Below are 12269 nucleotides of genomic sequence, written 5' to 3'. Positions count from 1 at the left end.
TTGGCGCCACTGTGGTGCCATGATGGCATCATGGATTTGACGCCCTTTGTGGACAACGTTCGCCGGGAACTCGCCGTCGCCGCCGAAGCGGGGGGAGCCGAGGCGAGCGCGCTCGCCGAACGCCTGACCGCTCCGCTCGCGTCGGCCATTCGTCTCGCGCTGCTGGACGCGTTGTCCGCCGCGTCGGACGAGATCACCCGTGACCTCGCGCCGGGTTCGGTCGAGGTCCGGCTGCGTGCCGGGGAGGCCAGCTTCGCCGTCACGCTTCCCGTGGTCGAACAGGCCGCACCCGCCGCGCCCGTGGCCCCTGCTGCGCCGGAGCCACCGGTGCCGGACGAAGAAGGGGCCACGGCCCGGATCAACTTCCGGCTCCCGGAACACCTCAAGGCACGCGTCGAGGAAGCCGCGGCCGCGCAAGGCCGTTCGGTCAACGCGTGGCTCGTGCGGGCCGCGTCCGCGGCGTTGCATCCGGCGGAGCGGGCCACGCCGCCCGCCCCGGCGAGCGGCCACCGCGGCGTCCAGCGCTACACCGGCTGGGTCAGCTAGATCTCCTAGACCAGCACAAACACCGATCACACCACTTCTGAGGGGACAACCATGCCTTCTTTCGCCACCCCGGAACCCATTCTCGCGGACCTCGATCCGGTCGTCGGCAACGTCCGGATCGTCGCCGGAGACCGCACCGACACGGTCGTCGAAGTCGCTCCGCTCGACGAGAACAACGACTCCGACGTCGACGCCGCGAAGCGCACCGTCGTCGAGTTCTCCGGCGGCACCTTGACCGTCCGCGCGCCGAAGATGCGCCTGCTCGACTTCTCCAGGCGGACGAGGTCGATCGACGTGACCATCGAACTGCCCGCAGGCTCCCGGGTGCAGGGGAGCACCGGCCTCGGCGATCTGACCGTGACCGGCCGGATCGGTGGCTGCCGCTACAAATCCGGTACCGGGCACATCCGGCTGGACCACACCGGTGAGCTGAAACTGCACACCGCGTCCGGGAACATCGTCGTCGAGCACGCCGAAGGCAACGCCGACATCAGCACGAGCTCCGGCCACGTGCACGTCGGCGCGATCGAGGGCACCGCCGTGGTCAAGAACTCCAACGGGCCCACCAACATCGGGACCGCCACCGACTCGATCCGTCTCCGCTCGGCCAACGGCGACATCACCGTCGACAAGGCCGAAAGCGGCGTCGAAGCCAAGACCGCCAACGGATCCGTCCGCGTGCTCGACGCGGCCAGGGGCACGCTCACCCTCGAAACCTCGCTGGGGGACGTCGAAATCGGCATCCGCGAGGGCAGCGCCGCCTGGCTCGACGTGAACACCGGCTTCGGCCGCGTCGTCAACGACATGACCGCCGCCACCGCGCCCGGCGAAACGACCGACAAGGTCGAAGTCCACGCCGGTACCTCCGTCGGCGACATCCTCGTCCACCGTTCCTGAAGGGAATCCCCATGCGAAACCCGGCCATCACCGCGACCGGACTGCGCAAGTCCTACGGCGACAAGGTCATCTTGGACGGCATCGACCTGCACGTCCCGGCCGGCACCGTCTTCTCCTTGCTCGGCCCCAATGGCGCGGGCAAGACCACGACTGTCAACATCCTGTCCACTTTGGTCACCCCGGACGGCGGCGCCGCGACCATCGCCGGAGCCGACCTGGCGACCGACCCGGACGGTGTCCGCGCCTCGATCGGGCTCACCGGCCAGTTCTCCGCGGTCGACAATCTGCTCACCGGCGAGGAGAACCTGTTCCTGATGGCGGATCTGCACCATCTGCCGCGCCGCGAGGGCCGCAGGCGCGCCGCCGAACTCCTGGAACGCTTCGAGCTGACCGACGCCGCGAAGAAGACGCCGTCCACCTTCTCGGGTGGCATGCGCCGCAAACTCGACCTGGCGATGACCCTGATCGGCGACCCGAAGGTCATCTTCCTCGACGAACCGACCACCGGCCTCGACCCGCGCAGCCGCCGCACGATGTGGCAGATCATCCGCGACCTCGTCGACGGCGGCGTGACGATCTTCCTCACCACGCAGTATCTGGAGGAGGCGGATCAGCTCGCCGACCGGGTCGCCGTCCTCGACGGCGGCCGGATCGTGGCGCTCGGCACGCCCGACGAACTGAAGCGACGCGTGCCCGGCGGGCACATGCAACTGAAGTTCCCCGACGCGGTCTCGTTGCGCGACGCGACCCGAGTGCTTCGAGTGTCCACTTCGGACGAAGAAGCGCTGGCGCTCCGCGTGCCGACCGACGGCACCGTCGCCGCCCTGCGCGCCGTCCTGGACCGGCTCGACGACGAGGCCGTCGCCGTCGACAGCCTCACCGTGCACACGCCGGACCTCGACGACGTGTTCCTCAGCCTCACCGGTCACCGGACCGAAGCGACCAAGGAGATGGCCCGATGAGCACCCTGTCCCTGTCGATGCGCGACTCGACGACCATGCTGCGCCGCAACATCCGGCATATGCAACGGTATCCGTCGCTCACCCTCATGCTGATCGGGCAGCCGATCGTGTTCCTGCTGCTGTTCGTCTACGTTTTCGGCGGCACGCTCGGGAACGGTCTCGGCGGCGGAGGCGGCCGGGCCGAGTACGTCGGCTATGTCACGCCCGCCATCCTGCTCGTCACCGTGTGCAGCGCCGCTCTCGGCACCGCGATCTCGGTGGCGACGGACATGACCGAGGGCATCATCGCGCGGTTCCGCACGATGGCGATCAGCAAGGCCTCGGTACTGACCGGGCACGTCGTCGGCGCGCTCATCCAGACGGCGTTCGCGCTCGCCGTGGTCTTCGGGGTCACGCTGCTCATCGGGTTCTCCCCGACGGCGGGTGTCGGCGAATGGTTCGCCGTCGTCGGCGTGCTGTTGCTGCTGACCATCGCGCTCACCTGGCTTTCGGTGGCGCTGGGCCTGGCGGCCAAAAGCGTGGAAACGGCCAGCAACACACCCATGATCTTCATGCTGCTGCCGTTCCTCGGCAGCGGGTTCGTGCCCACCGATTCCATGCCGGCCTGGCTGCGCTGGTTCGCCGACTATCAGCCGTTCACGCCGGTCATCGAAACCATTCGAGGCCTGCTGCTCGGAACCCCGATCGGCAACAGCGGCTGGCTCGCGATCGGCTGGTGCGTCCTGCTCTCGGTCGTCGGGTATGTGTGGTCGAAGTCCTTGTTCGCCAAGGAACGCGACCGCTGATCCGGCGTCGGTGCCGGGAGCTTTACTGGGGGTCGCCCCGGGCCGGATTCCCCGGTCCGGGGCGCTCGGTCTTTCTGGGCCTGGTCGTGAGCTTCTCGTTCTGACTAATTGCTTTCTTCGCGTGGCGTTCGTTCTGGGTGGTATCACTCTTCAGTGTTGTTGGCACGGTTTGCTGGTCGCTTAAAATTACGAACACGTGTTCGATTTCTTCGGGTATGATGGAGGTGTGTCCGAGACCTTCCTTCCCGAGTTGCCGCAGGAGTTGTGGCGTGCTGGCAAGCTGGAGCTTGCGCATGGCGTGCAGCAGTCTCTGCGGGTGATTCGGGTGGCGACTGCCGCGCTGGGGCAGTTCTTGGCGGAGATCGAGTCTCGGGGCGTCAAGGATTTGTATGGCCATGGCAGTACGGCCAGCTGGTTTGCGGATGTGGCGGGATTGTCCCGCGCCGAGGCCGGTGCGGTCGTGAAGCGGGCCATCGCCCTGAACCCGACGCGCGCTCTGGACGGCACCGAGGTTCCGCCTATCGCGCCTGCCACCGCCGCGGTCGCCGCCGAAGGACTGATCGGGAACGAGCGGATCGACCAGATCCTGGAGATCCTGAAACGACTTCCCGCCGATACTTCTGCGGAGGATCGGGCGAAGGCGGAGAAGATCCTCGCCGACTTGGCCCCGAATGCCGGACCCGCACAGCTCACCAAGGCCGAAGCAAACCTGCTGGGCTGGTTGGATCCCGACGGCAAGGAACCCAAAGAACCCGAGCCGAAGGAACCACGCCGCGAGATCACTCTGGAACGCCGCAAGGACGGCTTCTGGAAACTCACCGGCCTCCTCGACGACGAAACCGGCGCCCGCACCGCCGCCGCGTTGGAGGCACATGCCCAGCCACGGCCAGTCGACGAATTCGGCCAAGCCGACCTGCGAATGAAATGCGAACGCCTGGGAGACGCCTGGGCCGACCTCCTCGACCTGGCCATCGCCTGCCCCGACCAACCCGGCACCAGCGGCTACCGCACCCTCGTCCACGTCACCATCGGACTCGACGAACTCAAATCCGGCCTCGGCACCGCCTGCCTCGACTTCGTCGGCACCATGACCGCACGCGAAGCCCGGCTCGCCGCCTGCGACTGCCTCATGCTCCCAGTCGTCATGAGCACCTCAGGCGAACCCCTCGACATGGGACGCCTCCGAAGATTCGTCACACCCGGCCAGAGACGCGCGTTGAACATCCGCGACGGTGGCTGCGCCTTCCCCGGCTGCCATCGGAAACCCAAGAACTGCCACGCCCACCACATTCACCACTGGGCAGACGGCGGCCCCACAGATCTCCGGAACTTGGTGCTGCTCTGCGGGTTCCACCACCGGCTAATCCACCACGGCGACTGGGAAGTACGCATGGCCGCCGACGGACTACCGGAATTCATCCCACCCCAATACCGAGACCCACTCCGAAAACCCCGCCGCAACACCCTGCACAACGTCTAGGCCCGAGGAGCCCGCCAGCCACCAGGCGACGGGCCCCTCGGCATACCCGCAGCTCCCGATCAGGCGACCAGTCCGACAAAGGCCCGGCGCCCACCGAACTGGCTACCCACCACGGCGCCAACCCATACCTTGATCGACGGAGGATCCGGGACACTCAACGTCCCCAATCCTCCGTTGATCAAGCCCCATTACCGGACCGACCACCCACAACTGTGTGGATTCCGGGTCATCCAACGCCCGAAATCCACACAGTCCGCCGCCAACGGACCAGTCACGACCGAGCGAGGCCACCAGAAAAGCCCCCCAGCGGGCTAGACACCTCCGACCGCAGACGGACGCCCTCGCACGAGCTCGGCTCCTAGCCTGGCCCCGGGAATTCGACATCAAGGGAGCCAGCGTTGCCAAGGAAAACAGCCGCCCTGATCGCACTGCTGGTCGCCGGTGCGTTGACACCGGCCACCGCCGTCGCGGCCCCCGCGATCACCTGGCACGGTTGCGCGACCGGTCCCGGCGACAGCGTGGGCGTGGAGCTGGACAAGGCGGGCGCGCAATGCGCCGACGTCGCCGTGCCGGTCGACTACCGCCGTCCGCACGGTCCCCGGATCACTCTCGCGCTGGCGCGGATGAAGGCCACCGATCCCGCGCGCCGTCGTGGCGTGGTGCTGCTCAATCCGGGCGGGCCGGGCGGCCCGGCGAGGGAATTGGTCCTGGCGGGGCCATCCATGCCGGAGATCGCCGCGCGGTACGACCTCGTCGGCATGGATCCGCGGTTCGTCGGGCGCAGTTCGCCGCTGCGGTGCGACTGGAAGACCGACACGTTCACGCGTTCGGCTGGGCCGGATCTCAGGACGTTCGGCGAAAGCGTGGCCCTCGCGAAGGAGCTGGCGCGCGGTTGTGCGGGCAACGACCCCGCGTTGCTGCGGGCGGCGTCGACCCGCAACACCGCACGGGACATGGACCTGATCCGCGCGGCGCTCGGCGAGCGGAAGATCTCCTACATCGGCGCCTCGTACGGGACGTACCTCGGCGCGGTGTACCTCCAGATGTTCGGTTCGCGGGCCGACCGGTTCGTGCTCGATTCGGCGGTGGACCCCGAGGCGTTCGGCCCCGGCCTGCTCCGCCCGACCGCGCCGCCGCTCGACGCCGCGCTGCGGAACTGGGCGCGGACCGCGGTGGGACAGGGCCTGGGGGAGACCGCGGACGAGGTCCTGGCGACCGTGCGGGACGTCGCGCGTTCGGCCGAGCGGCGGCCGTTCGCGGTCGGGAAGTACACAGTGGACGGTCACACGGTGCCGTATGTGTTCTTCGCGAACCTTTATGACGACAGGCCCGCTTCGCAGGCCGAGTTCACCGCCACCGTGCGGACTCTCCGATCCGCCGCGGCCGGTCTGCCCGCCACACCTTCGCCCGCGTTGAGCGTGCTGCTCGACGGTCTGACGACGGGCTCCGGCTCCGCGACCGACCGGGCCGGGACGCCGGTGGTCTGCGCCGATCGCGCGGCCGGCCGCGATCCGATGACCTACTACCGGGACATCGAAGAGCATCGCGCCGCCGAACCCTTGTTCGGCCCGATGGCCCGCAACATCACCCCGTGCGCGTTCTGGCCGGTGGCTCCCGCCGAACCCGCCACCCGGATCCGCACCACCGCGCCGGCGTTGCTCCTCGGCTCGACCGGCGACCCGGCGACGCCCTACGCGGGACAACTCGCCATGCGCAGGGCGCTCGCCGGATCGCGTCTGGTGACAGTGGAGGGCGCGTACCGCCACTCGGTGTTCTTGAAGGGTGACGCGTGCGTCGACACGGCGGTGCGGGACTACCTGCTGAGCGGACGGCTCCCGGCCGACCGCACCTGTCGCTCGTGACACCGGATCAGCAGGCGAAATCGTGCCGCGCCCCGGTCAGCAGGAACTCCGTCGCGAGGTCGTTCGCGCACTTGTCGTCCTTGAACAGGTACGCCAGATGACCGCCTTGGTCGACGGTGACCATCCTGGCGCGGTCTCCGAAGGCCTCTCGCAGCTTCCGTGCCCCGCCAGCGGCGTCGCCGGGTCGCGGAGGTTCTGCACGATCAGCACGTTCGACGGGCCGCGATCGGTGATCTTCACGGGCGGCTCGATCGGTTCGGACGGCCAGAACGCGCACGGCGTGACGTTCGCGGCCGCCGCGCCGAACATCGGGTGCCGGAACCGGTCGATCGCGACGTTGCGCCGATACGTGCCGACGTCCTCCGGCCAGTCGGAGTCGTTGCAGATCACGTGCAGCTGGCTCGCGAGGTAGTTGTCCGACGGGTAGCTCGCAGCGGCCGGAGCCGGCACGGGTTTCCCGGTGTCGAGCGCACGCCAGGTCTCGGCCAGATGCGGCAGGCTCTTGTCGTAGTAGAGATCGGCGAACGTGACGTGGCGGAACACCTGGCCGTTGTAGCCGTCCGGGCTCGGTGTCCTGTCCAGCCGCGCGGCCAGTTCGAAGTACTTCGCCGTCACTTGCGCCGGCGTCCGGCCCAAGCCGTATTCGGGCTTCGAAGCGGCGAACTTGGCGAAGTCCGGGAAGCGGTCTTCGACGCCCTGGCCGAACAGCCGCGAGAAGGTCGCGTCCCAGCCGCCGGGGCCGGTCGCGCTGTCGATCAGGAACCGGTCGCTGCGCTCGGGGAACAGCGAGGTGTACACCGAGCCGAGGTAGGTGCCGTACGAGATGCCGAAGTAGTTCACCTTCCGCTCGCCGAGCGCCTCGCGCACCCGGTCCATGTCGCGGGCGGTGTTGGCGGTGGTCATGTACGGCAGGAGCGGGGCGGTGGCCGAGGAACCGCATTTCGCGGCGACGGCGGCGACCCGCCGGGCCTCAGCCGTGACGTCGGCGGGGTTTCGGGCGTACCTCGGGATGTTGGTCGGATGCTCGGCGAGCGACAGGCCGCAGGTCACCGGGGTGCTGTTGTGGACCCCGCGCGGGTCCATCCCGATGACGTCGTAGCTGTCCAGCACCTCTTGGGGGATGTTCAGCTTCTTGAGGGTCGCCGGATAGGCCAGCCCTTCGCCGCCGGGGCCGCCGGTGTTGGTCAGCAGTACACCGCGGCGCTTCTCCGGCCGCGTGCTCGCCAGGCGCGAGATCGCGATCTCGATGGTCTTCCCGTCCGGGTTCCGGTAGTCCAGCGGGACCTGGATGGTGCCGCATTCCAGGCCGAGGCCCGCCGCCTCTTCGGGGCACGGACCCCATTTCGGCGGCGGTGCCGCCGACGCGATCGCCGGGGTCGCCGTGGTCACCAAGGCGGCGGCGAGAACGAGAACGAGTTTCGCTCCACTTCGGACGGTCATCGGCGCGGCTCCCAACGGAAGAGCCGCGTCGCGAGGACCACGGCGACGACGACCCACGCCAGGGTCGGGGCGAGCAGGAGCAGCGAATCGGTGAGAGCCACGCCGCCATTCCAGGCGTTGACGGCGAGCTCGGTGGCCGAGCCACCGGGCAGCAGCCGTTTGAGCAGCGTCAGCTCGTCGGTACCGGAGATGCCGACCCAGCTGGCCACGGCGATCACGCCGAGGCTGACCGGCAGGGTAGTGACTTGGGCGTGTTCGGGGAGTTGGTCAGACCCGCGGTGGCCAGGCCGAGGCCGATCATCATGGCGACGCTGGCCAGCACCGCCGCCACCAGCAGGCCGACGTTGGCGGGCGTGTCGGTGACCACGCCCAGCACGGTCATGATCACGGCCACCTGGACGAGTGAGATGACGGTGACCGGCAGCACCAGCCCGGCCAGGATGGACGCGTCACCGGCCGCGGTGGAGCGCAGCCGTTTGAGGAACAGGTTCTGCCGTCGCGAGGCCAGCGTGGTCACCGCGCTGGTGTAGAGACCGAACGCGCAGACCGTGAACATCACGATCGCCGCGATGTAGCCGAGACTGCCGATCTTGGCGAAGACCTCGTGCTGGTAGACGAAGAACGCGGAGATCGCGAGGGGCATCACGAAACTGGTGATCAGGACCGACCGGTTCCGGAAGATCTGGATCAGTTCGCTACGGGCTATCGAGAGCATGACAAGTCCTTCAGTCGTTTTCGATGGCGCGGAACACGTCGTCGAGCCGGGTCGGGCCCGCTTCGAGGTCCGGCAGCTCGATCGCGTTGTCCTGGGCCCACCGGAGCAGGGTGTGCAAGTCCTTCTGCAGCCCGAAGGTCTCGATGACGAACCTCCCGTCGTGCTCGCGCTTGCCCTGCACCGGCAGCGCGGGAGCCGAGATCGGAAGCGAGAACCGGATCACCGACGGCAGCGCCCGCGTCAGTTCGGCGACCGTGCCCTCGCGGTGGAACGTGCCCCGGTGCATCAGGCCGATACGGTCGGCGCGCTGCTGCGCCTCTTCCAGGTAATGCGTGGTGAGCACGATCGTCGACCCGTCCTCGCGCAGGTTGTCGACGGCGTCCCACAACGCGTCCCGCGACTGGATGTCCAGGCCGGTGGTCGGCTCGTCCAGGAACACCAGCCGCGGCGAGCCGTACACCGCGGTCGCGAAATCGAGCCGCCGCTTCTCGCCACCGGAAAGCTGTGACACCTTCGTGTTCGCTTTGCGGATCAGGTCCACGATGCCGAGTACCCGTTCGATCCGGTCCGTGCGCCGGGTCAGTGCCCCGATCAGGCGAATCGATTCCTTCACCGTCAGATCCGGTGAGAAACCGCTCTCCTGCAACATGACGCCCATCTCGGGGCGGACGGCGGCGCGGTCCCGCGGGCTCTTCCCGAGCACCCGGACGGTGCCCGACGTCGGATTCCGGTGTCCTTCCAGGGTTTCCAAGGTCGAGGTCTTCCCGGCCCCGTTCGTGCCCAGCAGGGCGTAGAACTCGCCTTGCCGGACCTGGAAGGACAGGTCCTTCACGGCGTGGAAATCGCCGTATTTCACGTTCAGCCGGTCAACGTCGATCGCTGTCGAAGTCATACCTCGATCTCAGCCGCCCGGCCGCGCTCCGGCCAGTGCGGTCACGTCACGAGGAAACCATGACGTGGTGTCACTGTCGTCCGCGGCCGCGGAGGGCCGATACTTGGCGCATGTCTGATGTGGACACCGAGCCGGCGAAGGGGCAGCTGCGCAAGCTGAACCTCACCATGTTCGTCCCGCTGCTCGTCGTCGGCGGGGTGATCGTGGTCGCCTCGGACTCGCGGACCTGGTGGCACGCGGTCGTCCTGAGCGTGGGTGTGGTGGCGGCCTTGGTCGCCTTCGTGCGCTGGGCGGCGGGCGAGGTCCTGCGGGTCGCGATCCCGTGCCTGGTGATCACGGCGGCCGTGTGGCCGTTCTCGGTGCTGGTGGTCGGCGGCAGCTCGGCGTTCTTCGGGGTCTTCCTCGTGGGCTCCCTGGTCGTCCCGCAGTTGCCACGCCATCGGGTCGCCGCGGCTCTCGCGCTCACCGCGTACATCGCCGCGGTGGGCGCGACGAGACTGCTGGTCTCCCACGAGGACGTGTCCGGTGAGCTGGTCAGCTTCGTGTTCGTGCCCGCCGCGATCACCGCCGTCGTGCTCGGCCTGATGTTCCCCAACAAGCGGTTCTACGACGTCGTCAAGGAGCTCGAAGAGTCGCGCGAGCGGGAAGCGGAACTGGCCGTGATCAGAGAACGGGTCCGGTTCGCGAGCGATCTGCACGACATCCAGGGCCACACGCTGCACGTGGTGAAGCTCAAGACAGCGCTCGCCAGGAAGCTGGTGGACATCGACGCCGAGCGGGCCAAACAGGAGCTGGGGGAGATCCACGCGCTCGTGGCCGACACGATCACCCAGACGAAGGAACTCGCCTACGCCCAGCGCCGGCTCAACCTCTCCGCCGAGCTGGAGAACGCGAGGAACCTGTTCGAGGCCGCGGGCATCCGCGTGCGCGTCGACCGGGAGGCGGACGTCGCTCCGGAGGCGGGCAGGCTGCTCGGCCAGGTCCTGCGCGAGACCACGACGAACATCCTGCGCCACGCTCAGGCGACCCGCGTGCGGATCACCCTGTCGGAATGGAGCATCAGTATCGTCAACGACGGAGCCCAGCGAACGCCGCTGCCCGAACTCCGCGGGCTGGCCGCGCTCGAACAACGCGTCGCCGCGGACGGCGGCGAACTGACGGTGGAACAGGAAGACGGGCGGTTCGTGACGGCGGCGTCCTTCCCGGCCATGGAGGAACGATGACCACGGTGGTGCTCGCCGACGACGAAGCCCTGCTGCGCAAGGCGATGGCCGCGTTGCTCCCGCTCGAAGGCGAGATCACCGTCCTGGCCGAGGCGGAGAACGGCGAGGAAGCCGTCGAGGCCACCTTGCGGCACGAGCCCGACGTCCTCGTCATCGACCTCGAAATGCCCGGGGTGGACGGGCTCGGCGCGGTCGCGGAGATCCGGCGCGCCAGGCCGGACCAGGTGATCCTCATGCTGACCCGGCACGCGAAACCCGGTGTGCTCCGCAAGGCGCTCAAGCTCGGCGTCCAGGGTTTCGTCAGCAAGGCCGCCGACCCGTCGCACATCACGTCCGTCATCGCCACGCTGCACGAGGGCAAACGCTGGATCGACCCGGACGTCTCCGCGCTCGCCGTCGTCGACGACTGTCCGCTCACCGAGCGGGAGCTGGAGGTGTTGCGGGTGACCGGCGAGGGCTATTCCGTCGCCGAGATCGCCGGACGGCTCCACCTCGCGCAGGGCACCGTGCGCAACTACCTGTCGAACGCCATGCAGAAGACCCAGACGCAGACCCGGCACGAGGCCGCCAGGTACGCCCGCGAGCACGATTGGCTCTAACGCGCCCGCACGTGCGCGCGTTCACCCTGCGGCCCGAACAGGACGAGGGTTTCGACGGCGTGCCCGTCGGCCGAGCCGAGCCAATGCGGTAGCGCGGTGTCGAATTCGGCGGCCTCGCCCGGCGGGAGCACCATGTCGCGGTCGCCGACCACCAGCCGCAACCGTCCATTGAGGACATACACCCATTCGTAGCCGCCGTGGGTCTGCGGCGTGGGCTCCGCCGGCGTGTCCCGGCCGGGGATGAGCATCTTGAACGCCTGCACCCCGCCCGCGCGCCGGGTGAGCGGAAGGAATGTCATGCCGTGGCGGTGAATCGGCCGCAGATGGATCCGCGGATCACCGGTCCGGGGAGCGCCGACGAGGTCGTCGAGCGGTACGCCGTGCACCCGGGCGAGCGGGAGCAGCAGTTCGAGCGTCGGCCGCCGTCCGCCGCTTTCCAGGCGTGACAAGGTGCTTTCCGAGATCCCGGTCGCCGCCGACAGTTCGGCGAGGGTCAGGCCGCGGTGTTTGCGCAGCGTTCGCAAGCGGGGGCCGACCGCGTCGAGCACCTCGTCCGTCTCGTCCATGCCCTCGATCTTGCCAGGTCGGCAAGTTTTCGTGCCAAACCGGCTGGAGCGGGGCGAAGGTGGCGATCATGAGCGCTACGAAATTCTGGGACGAACTCCATGAACGGCGGGCCGCCGGAACGCCGAAGGTGAACGCGCGGCTGGCCGAGATCGTGGGCCCGCTGACCCCGGGCACCGCCCTCGACCTCGGCTGCGGAGCCGGGGGAGACGCGCTTTGGCTGGCCGCCCGAGGCTGGCGGGTGACCGCGGTCGACATCTCCGGAGCGGCCGTGCGGTCACTCCAAGGGCGCGGTGAGCCGATC

Annotated in this window: 10 protein-coding genes and 3 pseudogenes; 9 read left to right on the top strand and 4 right to left on the bottom strand. The window is 68.7% G+C overall.

Translation table 11 applies throughout. The features are described 5' to 3' along the window. The first annotated feature begins 30 nt into the window (after window positions 1-30). From MJQ72_RS24940 to MJQ72_RS24915, 6 genes are all read left to right on the top strand, one after another. Entirely contained in the window at window positions 31-546 is a 516-nt protein-coding gene (locus MJQ72_RS24940) for a toxin-antitoxin system HicB family antitoxin (RefSeq protein WP_240593439.1), read from the top strand. 51 nt (window positions 547-597) lie between these two features. After that, window positions 598-1443: a DUF4097 family beta strand repeat-containing protein gene (locus tag MJQ72_RS24935; protein ID WP_240593438.1), complete on the top strand. Its 846-nt coding sequence runs from the start codon at window positions 598-600 to the stop codon at window positions 1441-1443. Between the two features lie 11 nt (window positions 1444-1454). Next, window positions 1455-2405: an ATP-binding cassette domain-containing protein gene (locus MJQ72_RS24930; protein WP_240593437.1), complete on the top strand. Its 951-nt coding sequence runs from the start codon at window positions 1455-1457 to the stop codon at window positions 2403-2405. Continuing rightward, a complete protein-coding gene (locus tag MJQ72_RS24925; RefSeq protein WP_240593436.1) occupies window positions 2402-3190 on the top strand; it encodes an ABC transporter permease in 789 nt (262 codons plus the stop codon). The genes MJQ72_RS24930 and MJQ72_RS24925 overlap by 4 nt, the downstream gene beginning before the upstream one ends. 226 nt (window positions 3191-3416) lie before the next feature. Next, window positions 3417-4670, top strand: coding sequence for an HNH endonuclease signature motif containing protein (locus MJQ72_RS24920; protein ID WP_240593435.1), 1254 nt, complete (start codon window positions 3417-3419; stop codon window positions 4668-4670). A gap of 398 nt (window positions 4671-5068) precedes the next feature. After that, window positions 5069-6532 carry an alpha/beta hydrolase gene (locus MJQ72_RS24915; RefSeq protein WP_240593434.1) on the top strand — a complete coding sequence of 488 codons (1464 nt, stop codon included), beginning with the start codon at window positions 5069-5071 and terminating at the stop codon, window positions 6530-6532. 7 nt (window positions 6533-6539) lie between these two features. Here the strand turns inward: MJQ72_RS24915 and MJQ72_RS24910 are convergent. The 3 genes and pseudogenes from MJQ72_RS24910 to MJQ72_RS24895 form a co-directional block, all read right to left on the bottom strand. Then, window positions 6540-7972 (bottom strand): annotated as a pseudogene (locus tag MJQ72_RS24910) (alpha/beta hydrolase). Beyond that, a pseudogene (locus tag MJQ72_RS24900) lies at window positions 7969-8687 on the bottom strand (ABC transporter permease). The pseudogenes MJQ72_RS24910 and MJQ72_RS24900 overlap by 4 nt, the downstream one beginning before the upstream one ends. 10 nt (window positions 8688-8697) lie before the next feature. Further along, on the bottom strand, window positions 8698-9579 hold the full coding sequence (locus tag MJQ72_RS24895) for an ABC transporter ATP-binding protein (RefSeq protein WP_240593431.1): 882 nt from the start codon (window positions 9577-9579) through the stop codon (window positions 8698-8700). 119 nt (window positions 9580-9698) lie between these two features. On the opposite strand from MJQ72_RS24895, the gene MJQ72_RS24890 reads away from it, so the two are divergent. Both MJQ72_RS24890 and MJQ72_RS24885 read left to right on the top strand, forming a co-directional pair. Continuing rightward, window positions 9699-10802, top strand: coding sequence for a histidine kinase (locus MJQ72_RS24890; RefSeq protein ID WP_240601416.1), 1104 nt, complete (start codon window positions 9699-9701; stop codon window positions 10800-10802). Further along, window positions 10799-11401: a DNA-binding response regulator gene (locus tag MJQ72_RS24885; RefSeq protein ID WP_240593430.1), complete on the top strand. Its 603-nt coding sequence runs from the start codon at window positions 10799-10801 to the stop codon at window positions 11399-11401. Before MJQ72_RS24890 ends, MJQ72_RS24885 begins: the two co-directional genes overlap by 4 nt. Here MJQ72_RS24885 and MJQ72_RS24880 read toward each other — a convergent pair. Continuing rightward, complete coding sequence (locus MJQ72_RS24880; protein WP_240593429.1) at window positions 11398-11967, bottom strand: helix-turn-helix domain-containing protein; 570 nt, start codon at window positions 11965-11967, stop codon at window positions 11398-11400. The two genes, MJQ72_RS24885 and MJQ72_RS24880, sit on opposite strands and share 4 nt — an antisense overlap. A gap of 68 nt (window positions 11968-12035) precedes the next feature. On the opposite strand from MJQ72_RS24880, the pseudogene MJQ72_RS44880 reads away from it, so the two are divergent. Beyond that, a pseudogene (locus MJQ72_RS44880) lies at window positions 12036-12227 on the top strand (class I SAM-dependent methyltransferase); the annotation flags it as partial. Window positions 12228-12269 lie beyond the last annotated feature (42 nt).

Source organism: Amycolatopsis sp. EV170708-02-1, assembly GCF_022479115.1.
In the GTDB taxonomy this organism is placed as follows: domain Bacteria; phylum Actinomycetota; class Actinomycetes; order Mycobacteriales; family Pseudonocardiaceae; genus Amycolatopsis.
This window is presented reverse-complemented; position numbering and strand designations above follow the sequence as displayed.

Bases quoted from the DNA above. Each gene is read 5' to 3' on its own strand.
- MJQ72_RS24940 (WP_240593439.1), top strand. From the start codon at position 31: ATGGATTTGACGCCCTTTGTGGACAACGTTCGCCGGGAACTCGCCGTC.
- MJQ72_RS24935 (WP_240593438.1), top strand. From the start codon at position 598: ATGCCTTCTTTCGCCACCCCGGAACCCATTCTCGCGGACCTCGATCCG.
- MJQ72_RS24930 (WP_240593437.1), top strand. From the start codon at position 1,455: ATGCGAAACCCGGCCATCACCGCGACCGGACTGCGCAAGTCCTACGGC.
- MJQ72_RS24925 (WP_240593436.1), top strand. From the start codon at position 2,402: ATGAGCACCCTGTCCCTGTCGATGCGCGACTCGACGACCATGCTGCGC.
- MJQ72_RS24895 (WP_240593431.1), bottom strand. From the start codon at position 9,579: ATGACTTCGACAGCGATCGACGTTGACCGGCTGAACGTGAAATACGGC.
- MJQ72_RS24885 (WP_240593430.1), top strand. From the start codon at position 10,799: ATGACCACGGTGGTGCTCGCCGACGACGAAGCCCTGCTGCGCAAGGCG.
- MJQ72_RS24880 (WP_240593429.1), bottom strand. From the start codon at position 11,967: ATGGACGAGACGGACGAGGTGCTCGACGCGGTCGGCCCCCGCTTGCGA.